15 protein-coding genes are annotated in these 16,015 nt (G+C 65.5%); 12 read left to right on the forward strand and 3 right to left on the reverse strand.

The window, feature by feature from the left end; all coding sequences use genetic code 11:
* From L630_RS21605 to L630_RS0115860, 12 genes are all read left to right on the forward strand, one after another.
* The coding region (locus L630_RS21605; protein ID WP_034330578.1) for a transposase at positions 1-256 on the forward strand (256 nt) is incomplete at its 5' end.
* 264 nt (positions 257-520) lie between these two features.
* The gene (araD1, locus tag L630_RS0115810) at positions 521-1,513 is read left to right on the forward strand and encodes an AraD1 family protein (protein ID WP_024849212.1); all 993 of its coding nucleotides are present in this window, start codon (positions 521-523) and stop codon (positions 1,511-1,513) included.
* 182 nt (positions 1,514-1,695) lie between these two features.
* Entirely contained in the window at positions 1,696-2,634 is a 939-nt protein-coding gene (gene ytfQ, locus L630_RS0115815) for a galactofuranose ABC transporter, galactofuranose-binding protein YtfQ (RefSeq protein WP_245263768.1), read from the forward strand.
* 70 nt (positions 2,635-2,704) lie between these two features.
* Positions 2,705-4,219 (forward strand): sugar ABC transporter ATP-binding protein, encoded by a 1,515-nt coding sequence (locus L630_RS0115820; RefSeq protein ID WP_024849214.1) that lies wholly within the window; start codon positions 2,705-2,707, stop codon positions 4,217-4,219.
* Positions 4,216-5,235 (forward strand): ABC transporter permease, encoded by a 1,020-nt coding sequence (locus L630_RS0115825; protein ID WP_186445276.1) that lies wholly within the window; start codon positions 4,216-4,218, stop codon positions 5,233-5,235. The genes L630_RS0115820 and L630_RS0115825 overlap by 4 nt, the downstream gene beginning before the upstream one ends.
* Before the next feature lie 2 nt (positions 5,236-5,237).
* Positions 5,238-6,206, forward strand: coding sequence for a galactofuranose ABC transporter, permease protein YjfF (gene yjfF, locus L630_RS0115830; protein WP_024849216.1), 969 nt, complete (start codon positions 5,238-5,240; stop codon positions 6,204-6,206).
* The gene (locus L630_RS0115835; protein WP_024849217.1) at positions 6,203-7,069 is read left to right on the forward strand and encodes an SMP-30/gluconolactonase/LRE family protein; all 867 of its coding nucleotides are present in this window, start codon (positions 6,203-6,205) and stop codon (positions 7,067-7,069) included. The genes yjfF and L630_RS0115835 overlap by 4 nt, the downstream gene beginning before the upstream one ends.
* A 140-nt stretch (positions 7,070-7,209) precedes the next feature.
* Positions 7,210-8,277 carry a multiple monosaccharide ABC transporter substrate-binding protein gene (chvE, locus tag L630_RS0115840; RefSeq protein WP_024849218.1) on the forward strand — a complete coding sequence of 356 codons (1,068 nt, stop codon included), beginning with the start codon at positions 7,210-7,212 and terminating at the stop codon, positions 8,275-8,277.
* 74 nt (positions 8,278-8,351) lie between these two features.
* Positions 8,352-9,881, forward strand: a complete 1,530-nt coding sequence (gene mmsA / locus L630_RS0115845; RefSeq protein WP_198019553.1) for a multiple monosaccharide ABC transporter ATP-binding protein — start codon at positions 8,352-8,354, stop codon at positions 9,879-9,881.
* Between the two features lie 78 nt (positions 9,882-9,959).
* The gene (gene mmsB, locus L630_RS0115850; protein WP_245263769.1) at positions 9,960-11,087 is read left to right on the forward strand and encodes a multiple monosaccharide ABC transporter permease; all 1,128 of its coding nucleotides are present in this window, start codon (positions 9,960-9,962) and stop codon (positions 11,085-11,087) included.
* Between the two features lie 3 nt (positions 11,088-11,090).
* Positions 11,091-12,833, forward strand: coding sequence for an L-arabinonate dehydratase (araD, locus tag L630_RS0115855; protein WP_024849221.1), 1,743 nt, complete (start codon positions 11,091-11,093; stop codon positions 12,831-12,833).
* Positions 12,820-13,746 carry a Gfo/Idh/MocA family oxidoreductase gene (locus tag L630_RS0115860; protein WP_024849222.1) on the forward strand — a complete coding sequence of 309 codons (927 nt, stop codon included), beginning with the start codon at positions 12,820-12,822 and terminating at the stop codon, positions 13,744-13,746. The genes araD and L630_RS0115860 overlap by 14 nt, the downstream gene beginning before the upstream one ends.
* A gap of 330 nt (positions 13,747-14,076) precedes the next feature.
* On the opposite strand, the gene L630_RS0115865 is transcribed toward L630_RS0115860, so the two are convergent.
* From L630_RS0115865 to L630_RS23420, 3 genes are all read right to left on the reverse strand, one after another.
* A complete protein-coding gene (locus tag L630_RS0115865) occupies positions 14,077-14,271 on the reverse strand; it encodes a hypothetical protein (protein WP_024849223.1) in 195 nt (64 codons plus the stop codon).
* 151 nt (positions 14,272-14,422) lie between these two features.
* Positions 14,423-14,680 (reverse strand): AraC family transcriptional regulator, encoded by a 258-nt coding sequence (locus L630_RS23415; protein ID WP_051473299.1) that lies wholly within the window; start codon positions 14,678-14,680, stop codon positions 14,423-14,425.
* Positions 14,677-15,285 carry a hypothetical protein gene (locus L630_RS23420; protein ID WP_051473301.1) on the reverse strand — a complete coding sequence of 203 codons (609 nt, stop codon included), beginning with the start codon at positions 15,283-15,285 and terminating at the stop codon, positions 14,677-14,679. The genes L630_RS23415 and L630_RS23420 overlap by 4 nt, the downstream gene beginning before the upstream one ends.
* Between the last annotated feature and the right edge of the window lie 730 nt (positions 15,286-16,015).

Genomic DNA, 16,015 nt, shown 5'->3' on the forward strand with positions numbered 1-16,015 from the left:
GACCTTCCCGAAGGAGCATCGGGCCAAGCTTCACAGCACGAATCCGATCGAACGCCTTAACGGGGAGATCAAGCGGCGCACCGATGTCGTCGGCATATTCCCGAATGACGACGCCATCGTGCGTCTCGTCGGAGCCCTGCTGCTCGAACAGAACGATGAATGGGCCGTTCAGCGTGCCCGCTACATGACGCTGGAAAGCGTCGGACAATTGAGCGATGATCCCTTCATCAGCCTGCCAGCAGTAGCAGCACGCTGACCAACCCGGCCAAGCCGGACAGCACGGCGACCAATGCCGTCAGTTACACCACGCGGTGGGACACCATCTCGCCTGAAGTCCGCGCAAAGGTGCGCTGAAAACAGCGATATGTAATCTTCGGTATGTCTCCATCGAATAACGGAATTTCCATAGTATAACAGCGAGTGCTACCTGTTCTGCCGATGATCGCACGGCGCGCCGGCGACACCCGCTGAAGGACGCGGGCCGGTGTGGCGAAGGAAGATCACGCACGGGAGGAAGTCAGTGCTGCTATCGCAATTCCGCCGCGACGACGGCCGCATCCAGGTTGTCGCGCGTGAGGGCACCGAAGCCTACGAGGTCGCGACCGACGCAAGCCTCTACGACCTGGCGATGCACTGCGCTAACAACGGGCTCGTGCTCAAGGACCATGTCATCGACCTTGGGCTGAATGGCGCGGTCGACCTCGCGGCTCTCTGCGAGGAGGGGCGGGTGCTGCCGCCGGTCCTTCATCCCGATCCCGCGCACCTGCATGTCACCGGCACCGGCCTTACCCATCTCGGCTCCGCCGCGACCCGCGCGGCGATGCATTCCAAGCCGACGCAGGACGAGACCGACTCCATGCGCATGTTCCGCATGGGGCTCGAAGGCGGCAAGCCGGCCAATGGCGGGCCGGGCGTGCAGCCGGAATGGTTCTACAAGGGCAACGGAAACGCGCTGATTGCGCCGAGCGCGCCGCTGGTGCGCCCGCCCTTTGCCGATGACGCGGGTGAGGAGCCGGAAATCGCCGGCATCTATGTCATCGACCGCGACGGCAATCCCTGCCGGGTGGGCTTCGCGCTCGCCAACGAGTTTTCCGACCATGTGATGGAGCGGAAGAACTATCTCTATCTCGCCCATTCCAAGCTGCGGCAGGCCTCCGTCGGCCCGGAGCTTCTCGTCGGGCCGCTGCCGGCGAGCGTCGAGGGGGTTAGCCGCATTCGCCGCGGCCGGGAGGTGATCTTCGAGAAGCCGTTCCTGTCGGGCGAGGCGAACATGTCCCACTCGATCGCCAATCTCGAGCACCATCACTTCAAGTACGAGATCTTCCGCCAGCCGGGCGACGTGCACGTGCACATGTTCGGCACGGCGACCTTGTCCTATGCCGACGGGATTGCGACGCAGGACGGCGACGTGTTCGAGATCGAGGCGCCGGCGTTCGGCTATCCGCTGCGCAATGCGCTCAAGTTCGAGGCGGCGCCGCCGGTGGCGGAAAGGCAAGAGGTGCACGTGCTTTGAGAGCTTTCTGAAGCGGCGGCCGCCGGGGAGGAACGGCATCCGCGACGCGAAGGGGAGGATCGGACCGGCGTTCGCGCCGGTCCGGACGCGCAAATGGTGCCGGCGCTGACGGGCCCCATGAAATGAGGCAGCTGGTCGCCCCGCGGCCGGCAGAACCAAGGTGGAGGATCATCATGACCAGAATGCTTTTGGCGGGAGCCGCGCTCCTTGCTCTTTCGGTCGGTGCATCGGCGCAGACCATCGGTTTCTCGCAGATCGGCTCGGAATCGGGCTGGCGCGCCGCCGAGACGACGCTGACCAAGCAACAGGCCGAGGAACGCGGCTACACGCTGCAATTCTCCGACGCGCAGCAGCGCCAGGAGAACCAGATCGCCGCGATCCGCTCGTTCGTCGCCCAGGGCGTCGACGCGATCCTGCTCGCGCCAGTGGTGGCGACCGGCTGGGATGCCGTGCTGCAGGAAGCCAAGGAAGCCGAGATCCCGGTGGTGCTGCTCGACCGTCAGGTCGACTCGTCCGACGATCTGTACCTGACGGCGGTTGGCTCGGACCTTGTCCATGAGGGCAAGGTCGCCGGCGAATGGCTCGCCAAGGAAGTCGGCGACAACAAGTGCCGCGTCGTCGAGCTGCAGGGCACGACCGGTTCGTCGCCCGCCATCGACCGCGCCAAGGGTTTCCGCGATGGCATAGCCGGCAAAGCGAACATCGAGATCGTGCGCAGCCAGACCGGTGACTTCACCCGCGCGCTGGGCAAGACCGTGATGGAAAGCTTCCTGCAGGCCGAAGGCGGCGGCAAGGACATCTGCGCGCTCTATGCCCACAATGACGACATGGCAATCGGCGCCATCCAGGCGATCAAGGAAGCGGGCCTCAAGCCTGGCCAGGACATCAAGATCGTCTCGATCGACGCGGTGCCGGACATCTTCCAGGCGATGGCCGCTGGCGAGGCGAATGCCACCGTCGAGCTGACGCCGAACATGGCGGGCCCGGCCTTCGATGCGCTGGAGAAGTTCTGGAAGGACGGCACCGTGCCGCCGAAGTTCATCCAGACGGAGTCGAAGCTCTACACGCAGGCGGATGATCCGCAAGGCGAGTACGAGCGGCGCAAGGACCTCGGCTACTAAGCCCAGGGCCAAGAGCAGACCGGACCGGGGCGTTTTTCTGACGCCCCGGTTCCTGCACGAAAGGAAGCCGATGCTCCTATCCATCCGCTCGCTCTCGAAGGAATTTCCCGGCACCAAGGCGCTGCAGGGCGTCGATTTCGACCTCGCCGCCGGCGAGGTGCATGCGCTGCTCGGGGAAAACGGCGCCGGCAAGTCGACCCTCATCAAGTGCCTGACCGGCGCCTACAGGCGCGATGCCGGCGAGATCCTGCTCGATGGCGCGCCGATCGATCCGGCCTCGACGGCGGAGGCGCAGGCGCTGGGCATCGGCACCGTCTATCAGGAAGTGAACCTTCTGCCGAACCTCACCGTCGCGCAGAACCTCACCTTCGGCCGCGAGCCGCGCCGCTTCGGTATGGTCGACCGCAAGGCGCAGTCGGCGAAGGCGCGCGAGTTGCTCGCGCAATACGGCATCGACATAGACGTGGAACGCGATCTCGGCGCCTATTCGGTAGCGATCCGGCAGATCGTTGCGATCGCGCGGGCGGTCGAGATTTCCGGCAAGGTGCTGATCCTTGACGAGCCGACGGCGAGCCTCGACGCCGCCGAGGTGAAGATGCTGTTTTCCATCGTGCGCAAGCTGCGCGAGCAGGGGCTCGGCATCATCTTCGTCTCGCATTTCCTCGATCAGGTCTTTGAACTCAGCGACCGGCTGACCGTGCTGCGCAACGGTCGCAAGATCGTCACCGAGCGCACCCGTGACATCGACCGGCTCAGGCTCATCTCCTACATGCTAGGGCGCGAGCTGGAGGAAACGGCGCGCGAGCAGCGCACCGCCAGCAACAGCAAGGACCAGAAGCCGATGCTGCGGTTCGAGCAGCTCGGCTGCAAGGGCGTGATCGAGCCTTTCAATCTCGAGGTCGGCAAGGGCGAGGTGATCGGGCTTGCAGGCCTCCTCGGCTCCGGGCGCACCGAAACGGCGGAACTCATCTTCGGCGTGCGCAGCGCCTCGACTGGCGCGGCCGAGGACGACACGGGAAAAATCTCCCACGGCAATCCGCGCGAGGCGATTGCCGCCGGCTTCGGCTTCACGCCGGAGGACCGCAAGGTGGACGGCATCGTCGCCGAGCTGTCCGTGCGCGAAAACATCATCCTCGCGCTGCAGGCGCGGCGCGGCTGGGCCGCGCCCCTGTCGCGCGCCGAGCAGGAGCGGCTGGCCGAGCACTACATCCGCCTGCTCGACATCCGCACGTCGAGCGCGGACAAGCCGGTGGGCGAGCTTTCGGGCGGCAACCAGCAGAAGGTGGTGCTCGCGCGCTGGCTTGCAATGAACCCGCGCTTCCTTATCCTCGACGAACCGACGCGCGGCATCGACGTCGGCGCGCATGCCGAGATCCTGCGCCTCATCAATGAGATCACGAGGGAGGGGATGGCAGTCCTCCTCATATCGTCCGAACTCGATGAGTTGGTCGCCGCCTGCGACCGCGTGATCGTGGTGCGCGACCGCCGCCATGTGGCGCAGCTTTCGGGCGAGCGGATCACCAGCGAGGCCATCGTCCACGCCATTGCCCAGCCGGGCGCGGCCAGCCATACCGAGGCGGCATGATGGGCCAGACCTTCAGGCGCATCACTCCGCAGCTCGTGACCCTCGCCCTCGTGGTGCTGCTGGTCACGGTGTTCTTCCCGAATTTCCTCGCCGTCAGCTTCGATGGCACGCGCTTCGTCGGCCCCGTGGTCGACGTGCTCAAGCGCTCGGCGCCGGTGGCGCTGCTTGGCGTCGGCATGACACTGGTGATTGCCACGCGCGGCATCGACCTTTCGGTCGGAACGGTGATGGCGATTTCCGGCGCGGTGGCGGCCTGGGCGATCACATCCGGCTATGGCCTTGTTGGCGCGGTCGGGCTGGCAATCGGCGCCGGGCTGCTGGCAGGGCTGTGGAACGGCTGTCTCGTCGCCATCGTCGGCATCCAGCCGATCGTGGCGACGCTGATCCTGATGACGTCGGGGCGCGGCATCGCCCAGCTGATCACCGAAGGGCGCATTCTCACCTTCTCCGATCCCAACCTTGCCTTCGCCGGTTCCGGCTCGGTGCTCGGGGTTCCGTTCCCGACCATCCTCTGGATCGCGACGGCGGTGGTCGTCGCCTTGCTGATGCGGCGCACGGCGCTCGGCATGCTGATCGAGGCGACCGGCATCAACCGCGCGGCAAGCGCGCTCGCCGGCGTGAACGCGACAGTGCTGCTGATTGCCGTCTACATGGCATCCGGCTTCTGCGCCTCGCTCGCCGGCATTGTCGCCACCGCCGACATTCGCGGCGCCGATGCCAACAATGCCGGGCTCTGGCTCGAGCTCGACGCGATCCTCGCCGTCGTTATCGGCGGCAATTCGCTGCTCGGCGGGCGCTTCTCGATTGCCGGCACCATGATCGGCGCGCTGATCATCCAGACGATCAACACCGGCATCATGCTGTCGGGCTTCCCGTCGGAGTACAACCTCGTCATCAAGGCGGTGCTGGTGCTGATCATCCTGGTGCTGCAGTCGCCGAACCTTGCTGCCGACTGGCTGTTCCTGAAGTCGATGCTGAAGGCCCGGCGCGCCAATGTGCGGAGCGAGACGCCATGAGCATCAACCCGCGCCTTTACCCGCTGCTTGCGACGATCGGCATTTTCCTCGTCGGCTACCTCATCAGCTACCTGCAGTTCCCGGCGATGCTGTCGACACGGGTGATCGGCAACCTTTTGACCGACAACGCCTATCTCGGCATCGTCGCGGTGGGCATGACCATCGTCATCCTGTCCGGCGGCATCGACCTGTCGGTCGGCTCGGTGATCGCCTTTTCCGGCGTGTTCATCGCCGTATTGCTGCGCGATACCAGCCTGCATCCGCTCGCGGTGTTCGCGCTGCTGCTCATCATCACCACGGTCTTCGGCGCGGCGATGGGCTGGCTGATCCATGCGCTTGCGATGCCCGCCTTCATCGTCACCCTTGCCGGCATGTTCCTGGCGCGGGGCGTCGCCTACATGATGACGATCGACTCCGTCGCCATCAGCCATCCGTTCTATTCGATGCTGACGAGCGCCTACTGGCTGATGCCGGGCAAGGGGCGGCTGACGCTGATCGGCGTTTTGATGCTGATTTCCGTCCTCGCCGGCGCGATCATCGCGCACCGCACCCGCTTCGGCGCGGCGGTGTTCGCGCTCGGCGGCGGCGAGCAGACCGCGCGGCTGATGGGCGTCAATGTCGGGCGCACCACGGTGCTGATCTACGCCTTCTCCGGCCTGATGGCGGGGCTCTCCGGCATCGTCTTCTCCATCTACACCGGCTCCGGCTATCCGCTGGCGACGGTGGGCACGGAACTCACCGCAATCGCGGCGGTGGTTATCGGCGGCACGATCCTCACAGGCGGCGCGGGCTATGTCATCGGCACGCTGTTCGGGGTCCTCACCATGGGCCTGATCCAGACCTACATCGTCTTCGACGGCACGCTGTCGAGCTGGTGGACGAAGATCGTCATCGGCCTGCTGCTTCTCATCTTCATCCTGCTGCAGAAGGGCCTGCTGAGGCTCACCGCATTCGGCGAGGCACGGACATGAACACCGGTGTGACCATCTACGACGAGCGGCCATGCCTGCTGGGCGAGGGCGCGCTTTGGCACCCGCTGCGCATGCAGCTGTTCTGGTTCGACATTCTCGCCGGCAAGCTGCTGTCGCGTCGGGGCGACCAGGAATTTGCCTGGGAGTTCGGCGAGTGCGTCTCGGCCGCCGGCTGGGTCGATGAGAACCGGCTGATTATCGCGAGCGAAACGCAGCTCTTCCTGTTCGACGTCGAGAGCGGCGAGCGCAAGCATCTCGCTCCGCTCGAGGCGGATGTCCCCGGCACCCGCTCCAATGACGGCCGCGCCGACCCGAAGGGCGGCTTCTGGATCGGCACCATGGGCAAGAAGGCAGAGGAGGGGAGGGGCGCGATCTACCGCTTCCACGAGGGACGCGTCGAGCCGCTGTTCGGCGGCATCACCATCCCGAATGCGATCTGCTTTGCGCCCGACGGCAGCCGCGCCTACTTCGCCGACACCCACGAGGACATCGTCTACACGGTAAAGCTCGATGCAGAGGGCTGGCCGGAGGGCGACAGGGAGGTCTTTCTCGATCTTTCAGCCGAGGGGCTGCACCCTGACGGCGCGGTGGTGGACGCCAATGGCTGCTTCTGGAACGCGCAATGGGGCGCCTCACGCGTTGCGCGCTACTCCCGCGAAGGCAAGCTCGAACATGTGATCGCGCTGCCCCCGACCAACACCTCGTGCCTTGCCTTTGGCGGGCTCGACTTCCGCACGCTCTATGTCACCAGCGCCCGCCAGGACCTCGAGGAACCCCGCCTTGCGGACGGGCTGGTCTACGTCGTGCCGGAAGCCGGCAAGGGCGTGCCGGAGCCGGCAGTGATGATTGAGGCGGAGCGCTGAGAGACATGCCCGACTGGGCATATCAGTCAGCCAAGACGGAATTTGACCGTCATATCACTGCCTTCTATCGCTGAGGAACCGACGACGTTCGGACACAGGCTGGCAGAGGAGAGAGCTGGCCACTTCTGGGAGGAAAAGCCATGAGACTGTTCAAGGCCGCTCTGGCGGCGACACTTCTTGGTGCAAGCCTGTTTTCCATCCCTGCATGGGCGCAGGAGAAAGGCCTGGTCGGCATCGCCATGCCGACGCAGTCGTCAGCCCGCTGGATCTCGGACGGCCACTCGATGGTCGACCAGTTCAAGGAAGCCGGCTACGCGACCGACCTGCAATACGCCGAAGACGACATCCCGAACCAGCTCGCCCAGATCGAGAACATGATCACCAAGGGCGCCAACGTGCTGGTCATCGCCGCCATCGATGGCACCACGCTGTCGAACGCGCTCGCCAACGCCAAGGCCGCCGGCATCAAGGTGATCGCCTATGACCGCCTGATCCGCGACAGCGACGCGGTCGACTACTACGCCACCTTCGACAACTTCAAGGTCGGCGTGCAGCAGGCCGAGACGCTGGTCGCCGGCCTCAAGGAGCGCTTCGGCGACGTGAAGCCGTGGAACGTCGAAGTGTTCGGCGGATCGCCCGACGACAACAACGCCTACTTCTTCTACGACGGCGCCATGTCGGTGCTGCAGCCGCTGATCGATGCCGGCGACATCGTCATCAAGTCCGGCCAGACCGGCATGCAGACGGTCGGCACGCTGCGCTGGGACGGCTCGGTCGCGCAGTCGCGCATGGATAACCTGTTGTCCGCCAACTACACCGACGACCGCGTCCACGGCGTGCTGTCGCCCTATGATGGCCTGTCCATCGGCATCATCTCGTCGCTCAAGGGCGTCGGCTATGGCTCCGGCGACATGCCGATGCCGATCGTCACCGGCCAGGACGCCGAGGTCCCGTCGATGAAGGCGATCCTGCGCGGCGACCAGTACTCGACCATCTTCAAGGATACGCGCGAACTTGCCCGCGTCACGGTCGGCATGGTCGACGCGGTGCTCGGCGGCAAAGAGCCGGAGATCAACGACACCAAGACCTATGACAATGGCGTCAAGGTGGTGCCGTCCTACCTGCTCGAGCCGGTTCCGGTGACGAAGGAGAACTGGCGTCAGGCCCTGATCGACACCGGTTACTACAAGGCGTCGGAGATCGAATAGTCCTCCCCGGACGGCGGCGGGTCCCGGCTCGTGCCGGGGCCTGCCGGCTGGCTGAACCTTGCCGGAGCATGGCCGTGAGCGAAACCATCCTCGAGATGCGCAACATCTCCAAGACGTTTCCGGGCGTGAAGGCGCTGGACAACGTCTCGTTCTCGGTGCGCCGCGGCGAGATCCACGCGCTGGTCGGCGAGAACGGCGCCGGCAAGTCGACGCTGATGAAGATCCTCTCCGGCGTCTACCCGCATGGCGAATACGAGGGCGACATCGTCTACGAGGGCGAGGTCAAGGCCTTCCGCGGCATTGCCGACTCCGAGCGCGAGGGCATCATCATCATTCACCAGGAGCTGGCGCTGGTGCCGCTTCTGTCGATTGCCGAGAACATCTTCCTCGGCAAGGAATGCGCGAAGAACGGCATCATCGACTGGCAGGAGACCAACCGGCGCACGCGCGAATTGCTCGAACGCGTCGGGCTCGACGAGCGCCCCGAAACCAAGGTCATGCATCTCGGCCTCGGCAAGCAGCAGCTGGTCGAGATCGCCAAGGCGCTATCGCGCGAGGTGCGGCTGCTGATCCTCGATGAGCCGACCTCCTCGCTCAACGAGAAGGACAGCGACGCGCTGCTTGAACTGCTGCGCGAGTTCCGCGCCCGCGGCATTTCCTCGATCCTGATCTCGCACAAGCTGAGCGAGGTCTCCAAGGTTGCCGACAACATCACCGTTTTGCGCGACGGCCGCGCCGTCTCGACGCTCGACTGTTCCGCCGGGCCCGTGCCGGAGGACCGCGTCATCCGCGATATGGTCGGCCGCTCGCTCACCGACCGCTACCCGCCGCGCGAGCCGCGCATCGGCGACACCATGTTCGAGGTGCGGGGCTGGACCGTCTTCCACCCGATCGACCAGGACCGCAAGGTGGTCGACAATGTCAGCTTCCACCTGCGCCGCGGCGAGGTGCTCGGCATTGCCGGGCTGATGGGGGCCGGGCGCACCGAACTCGCCATGAGCCTGTTTGGCCGCTCCTACGGCCGCTATGCCGGCGGCGAAGCCTTCATTGCCGGCGAGAAGGTCGACCTTTCGACCGTGCCGGCCGCGATCAATGCCGGGCTCGCCTACGCCACCGAGGACCGCAAGTCCTACGGCCTCGTGCTCGACCAGACCATCCGCCGCAACGTTCCGCTCGCCAATCTCGAAGGCGTCGCCAATTCGGGCGTCATCGACCGCCACCGCGAGGGCGAGGTGGCGGAAGAGTACCGCCGGCGCATCAACATCAAGACGCCCACCATCGAGCAGTCGGCGGTGAACCTTTCCGGCGGCAATCAGCAGAAGGTGGTGCTGTCGAAGTGGCTGTTCGCCGACCCCGACATCCTGATCCTCGACGAGCCGACGCGCGGCATCGACGTCGGCGCTAAGTTCGAGATCTACACGATCATTCGCGACCTCGCCCAAAGCGGCAAGTCGATCATCGTCATCTCGTCGGAAATGCCGGAGCTGCTCGGCATCACCGACCGGCTCTACGTCATGAACAAGGGACGCTTCGTCGGCGAGCTGCCGACCGCAGAGGCGACCCAGGAAAAGATCATGTCCATGATCATCAAGGCAGGCGGGTAGCCCATGGATCAGACCATCACGTCCGCAAGGCCCGAGGCGGCCGACCGCACGAGGAACCAGCATTTTTGGCGCGCCAACATGCGCGAATACGGCATCCTGATCGCGCTGGTCGTGATCATGGCCTTCTTCCAGTTCGCCACCGGCGGCATCCTGCTGCGCCCGGTCAACCTCACCAACCTGATGCTGCAGAACAGCTACATCGTCATCATGGCGGTGGGCATGCTGCTGGTGATCGTCTCCGGCCACATTGATCTCTCGGTCGGCTCGGTGCTCGGCTTCATCGGTGCGCTGGCGGCGGTGATGATCGTGCAGTGGCACGTCAACTTCGTGCTGGCGGCGATTGTGTGCCTCGCGGTGGGCGCGGCGATCGGCGCGGCGCAAGGCTACTGGATCGCCTATTTCCGCATCCCCTCCTTCATCGTCACGCTTGCGGGCATGCTGGTGTTCAAGGGCCTGACGCTGTGGCTGCTTGCCGGCCAGTCGGTGGGGCCGTTCCCGCCCACCTTCCAGCTGATCGCCTCCGGCTTCCTGCCCGACCTGTTCGGCGCCGAGGGCATCAACCTGTTCTCGCTGCTGGTCGGCCTCGGCTTCGCGGTGCTGCTCCTCTACCTCGCCATCCGCAACCGGCGGCAGGAACAGCGGCGCGGGCTGGTCGAGGAACCCTTCGCGGTCTTCACCATCAAGAACGCGCTGATCTTCTGCGCGATCGCCTACATGAGCTACCTGATGGCGTCGTTCCGCGGCCTGCCGAACGTCTTCATCGTCATGGCGCTCCTGATCGCGATCTATTCCTTCATCGCCAACCGCACCACGGTCGGCCGGCGCATCTACGCGATCGGCGGCAACGAGAAGGCGGCCAAGCTGTCGGGCATCCGCACCGAGCGGCTGGTGTTCCTCACCTTCGCCAATATGGGCATGCTGGCGGCGCTGGCCGGTCTCGTCTTTGCCGCGCGCCTCAACACGGCAACGCCCAAGGCTGGCCTCGGCTTCGAGCTCGACGTGATCGCGGCCGTCTTCATCGGCGGCGCGTCGATGTCGGGCGGCGTCGGCACCATCGTCGGCGCGGTGGTCGGCGCCTTCATCATGGGCGTGATGAACAACGGCATGTCGATCCTCGGCATCGGCATCGACTACCAGCAGGTCATCAAGGGCCTGGTGCTGCTCGCCGCCGTCATCTTCGACGTCTACAACAAGAACAAGGCGTAAGACATGGGCTTCAGGAAGGCCGAATGGCCGCGCAAGCTGCGCTCGGCGGAATGGTTCGGTGGCACCAGCCGCGACCACATCTACCATCGCTCCTGGATGAAGAACCAGGGATTGCCGGCCGACCTGTTCGACGGCCGCCCGGTGATCGGCATCTGCAACACCTGGTCGGAGCTGACGCCGTGCAACGCGCACCTGCGCGACCTTGCCCAGCGCGTCAAGAACGGCATCTACGAGGCAGGCGGCCTGCCGCTCGAGTTCCCGGTATTCTCCACCGGCGAAAGCGCGCTGCGCCCGACGGCGATGATGTACCGCAACCTCGCCGCTATGGACGTCGAGGAGGCGCTGCGCGCCAACCCGCTCGACGGCGTGGTGCTGATGGTCGGCTGCGACAAGACCACGCCGGCGCTGCTGATGGGAGCGGCCAGCGTCGACATTCCGGCGATCGTCGTCTCCGGCGGGCCGATGCTGAACGGCTGGTTCCGCGGTGAGCGGGTCGGCTCCGGCACCGCGCTCTGGCAGATGAGCGAGGCGGTCAAGGCCGGCACCATGACCCGCGACGAATTCCTTGAGGCCGAGCAGGCGATGTCGCGCAGTCCCGGCTCCTGCAACACCATGGGCACTGCTTCCACCATGGCGTCGATGGCCGAAGCGCTCGGCATGGCGCTGTCGGGCAACGCCGCGATCCCCGCCGTCGATTCCCGCCGCCGCGTGATGGCGCAGCTGACCGGCCGGCGCATCGTGCAGATGGTCAAGGACGACCTGAAGCCTTCCGACATCCTCACGCGCGAGGCGTTCGAGAACGCGATCCGCGTCAACGGCGCGATCGGCGGCTCGACCAATGCGGTCATTCACCTCCTCGCGCTTGCCGGGCGCGTCGGCATTGACCTCACCCTCGACGACTGGGACCGGCTCGGCCGCGACGTGCCGACCATCGTCAACCTGATGCCGTCGGGCAAATACCTGATGGAGGAGTTCTTCTACGCGGGCGGGCTGCCGGTCGTCATCAAGCGGCTGGCGGAGGCGGGGCTTCTTCACCGCGACGCGCTCACCGTCTCCGGCGCCTCGGTCTGGGAAGAGGTGAAGGACGTCCGCAACTGGAACGAGGATGTCATCCTGCCGACCGAACGGGCGCTCACCTCACATGGCGGCATCGCCGTGCTGAAAGGCAACCTTGCCCCTAACGGCGCGGTGCTGAAACCCTCGGCGGCAAGCCCGCATTTGATGCAGCATCGCGGCCGCGCCGTCGTGTTCGAGGACATCGACGACTACAAGGCGCGCATCAACGATGAGGCGCTCGACATCGACGAAACCTGCATCATGGTGATGAAGAATTGCGGGCCGCGCGGCTATCCCGGCATGGCCGAGGTCGGCAATATGGGCCTGCCGCCGAAGATTTTGCGCAAGGGCATCACCGACATGGTCCGCATCTCCGACGCGCGCATGTCCGGCACGGCCTACGGCACCGTGGTGCTGCACACTTCGCCGGAGGCCGCCGTCGGCGGTCCGCTCGCGATCGTCAGGACCGGCGACTTCATCGAGCTCGACGTGCCGAACCGGCGCCTCCACCTGGACGTTTCGGACGAGGAGATCGCCGCACGCCTCGCCGCCTGGACGCCGCCGGTCAGGCGGCCGGAGAGCGGCTATGCGCGGCTCTTCCACGACCACGTGCAAGGGGCGGACACCGGCGCCGACTTCGACTTCCTCAAGGGCCGCCGCGGCAAGGACGTTCCCCGTGACAGTCACTGACATCGCCATCGTCGGCGTCGGCAAGATCGCGCGCGACCAGCACGTGCCGGCGATCTCCGGCAATACCAGCTTTCGGCTGACGGCCACCGTCAGCGCGCATTCCGGCCTCGACGGCATCGAGAATTTTCCGACGCTGGACCAGTTGCTGGCCGCGCGGGCGGACATCGCGGCGCTGGCGCTCTGCATGCCGCCGCAGGCGCGCTACGAGGCAGCGGCAAAGGCAATCGCCGCCGGCCGCCACGTCCTCCTCGAAAAGCCGCCGGGCGCGACCATCGCCGAGGTCGAGGCGCTGGTGAGGATGGCCGAGGCGCGGAACGTTGCGCTGTTCGCCACCTGGCATTCGCGCTTTGCCGGCGCGGTCGAGCCCGCGCGGCTGTGGCTCAGGGACAAGAGAGTGCGGCACGTCTCGGTCGTCTGGAAGGAGGACGTGCGCCGCTGGCATCCCGGCCAGGCGTGGATCTGGCAGCCGGGCGGGCTTGGTGTGTTCGACCCTGGCATCAACGCGCTGTCGATCGTCACGCGCATCCTGCCCGCGCCGTTCCATCTCGTCTCCTCGACGCTCGAATTTCCCGACGGGCGTGAGGCGCCGATCGCGGCAAAACTGCGCTTTGCGGGGAAGGGGGGCTTCGCGGTCGAGGCCGATTTCGACTGGCGCCAGACCGGCCCGCAGACCTGGGACATCGAGGTCGAAACCGACGCCGGGACGCTGCTTCTGAAGTCCGGCGGCGCCGAGATGCACATTGACGGGCGCGAAACGCAGCAATGGGGCGACGTCGAATATTCGGCCATCTACCGCCGCTTCGCCGAACTGATCGCCACCCGCTCGATCGACGCCGACCTTTCGCCGCTCACCCACGTCGCCGACGCCTTCATGCTGGGTCGGCGGGTGACCGGGGAGGCGTTCGAGGAGTAGGGGAGAGCAGGCGCATACGATCGGGGACAGATAGCCAACGCGCTTTCGCCAACCGTCTCTCCGGCCATCCCTGCCTCGCCAGACTTTCTGCCCGGCACGAAGCTCGTCCTCCTCATTCTACGGCTTGACCGTGGCATCTATGCCAGAGTGCTGCAGGTAAGACCCATCGCCGTGACAGTCGCAGGGCCCGGATCCTCCCCCATTTTATGGGGGAGGTGGCGCGAAGCGCCGGAGGGGGCTCGTAGGGCGCCGGCGCACAACTGTCTGGCAAAGAACAGGGGCCGAGTGTGGCCGGATCATGTGAAGGTGATCACCACCCTTCTTACCCCCTCACTTCTCCCAATTGTGCGGGTTGGCGTGGCGGACGAGGCGGGCCTGGCAACCAGGGCACAGCTCGTATTCGGCATCGAGCCGGGTCGAGCCGCCGACGGCGGCAATGTTGACCCGCACCCACCGATACCTGTCGATCTCCTTCGTCTCGATCTCAGCCCTGCATCCGTCGCAGGTCCAGGCCGGCGGCTCCATTCCCAATTCCTCGTGTCTGCCTCTGTTTTCGAGATAGCACGCGAGGCGCCGAAGAAAAGGCGCAACCCTTCATTAACGATAAAAAAATCAGTTAATTCAGAGCCTTGTGCCAAACTGGCAATGTTGGTGACCGGCTTTCGGACAGCTGTCCCTAACCGGCACGCACCTTGTTCGGGGTTTTTCCCCAGTGCGCGCGCATCATGTGGGTGAGGTGGCTCTGGCTGGAAAATCCGCTGAGGAACGCGACCTCGGGAATCGGCGTGTCCGTCTCGCGCAACAGCCGCTCGGCATGCTCGAGCCGAAGCTCCAGCACGTAGCGGTGCGGCGGCAGGCCGAAGGTCCTGGCAAAGGCTTCCGAAAAATGGCCGGAGGAGAGGCCGCAGAGCGCGGCAAGTTCGGGGATCGTCACCTTGCGGCGGAATTTTCCTGCAAATAGGCTTTTACGCGACCAGTCGCGCTGGCCGAGAGCGACGCGCGCACCCGCCGTTTCGGGCCGTTGAGGTTCGAATAGGTCCGCAGCGCATGCAGGCCCATCAGCGTCACCAGCGATTCCAGAAACAGCTCGTTGCTGCCCGCCGGCGCCTGCAGTTCGTCCTTCAGCAGCGTCGCGAGCTTGAACGCGACCTTGTCGAGCACCGGATAGGTGGGCGAAAGTTCAATGTCGCTGCGCCCGAATTCCTCGGCCGCGAGTTCCTTCAGCCGGCAAGGCTCGATCGCCACCACGACATTTTCGAGCTCGGCGCCCCAGCTCGCCCGGCAGGCAACGCTTGCCGGCACCACCGAAACCATGCCGGCGGTCACATTGGTCGTGCGCGGCTCGTCGTCGCCGAGCGCGAGCCGCAGGCGCTGGATCGGCGACAGCAGCACCAGCAGCCAGTGGTTTTCCGGTGCGAATTCCTGGGCCGAAGGCGAACGAAAGGAATAGAGGGCACCGCCGCGGCGGGTAAGTCTGTGTTGCCCGGAATCCTTCGGCCACGGATCAAACGGCGTGGCTTTGTCGAAGTGTCCGTGCATTCAGACCAGATACCCCATACTCAACAACTTGCAGGTGCGGCCCGGCATCGACGGCGCAAGGGCCCCGGCGGAAATCGTTCTACAACCTGCGATCGTTCCGGGCGCGAGATCAGCAACCGGTTAGTGAGCCCGGGTTACCAATTTCTTAACGCGGGCTTCCCTTACGGAACCGCAATTAATGTGGCCGGAAACGATCCACAGTTTCCTTAGACCGAGGCAACTTCCGCGTTAGCCGCGCAAATCGTCGCGGCTTCGGGAGGACGCGGCATGGGCGGATGGGGAGGTTGCCGCACCTGTCGTAGCGGCAGGTCCGCGAGTGCAATGTCTGGGAAGGAAGGCGCCGGTCACGCCGAATGGGGGCCAGCTGTGAGCTGTTCGGCGCGACCGGCAACGGCGAGCGGATGACGGAGCGGGTGGGGTCTCCGTCATGTTCAGTGCTCGCCGTCATGCTGGCCGGGCGGATTGGGGTGCCACCCGGCCATATGACGGTTGTGTTTTCTTGTGATTGCCCGAAGGGGTGATGGTGCGCAGCCCCGGCCCGCGGCAATTGCGAGAGCCGGCTGATGCCGCACTGATACGACTGGCAGGCTGCTGAGGCGGTGCCCCGCGCGTTTGGCCCGGTGCGGGTGAACACTCCCCCTCATGACGCCCCCTTTGCGACACATGCCTCAACGGGGGCCGCTCACGCCTGCCCTTTCCTCCCGAGTGAGGTGTGTCGAACCAGATTTTC

It is taken from the genome of Aminobacter sp. J41 (assembly GCF_000526635.1).
GTDB lineage: Bacteria > Pseudomonadota > Alphaproteobacteria > Rhizobiales > Rhizobiaceae > Aerobium.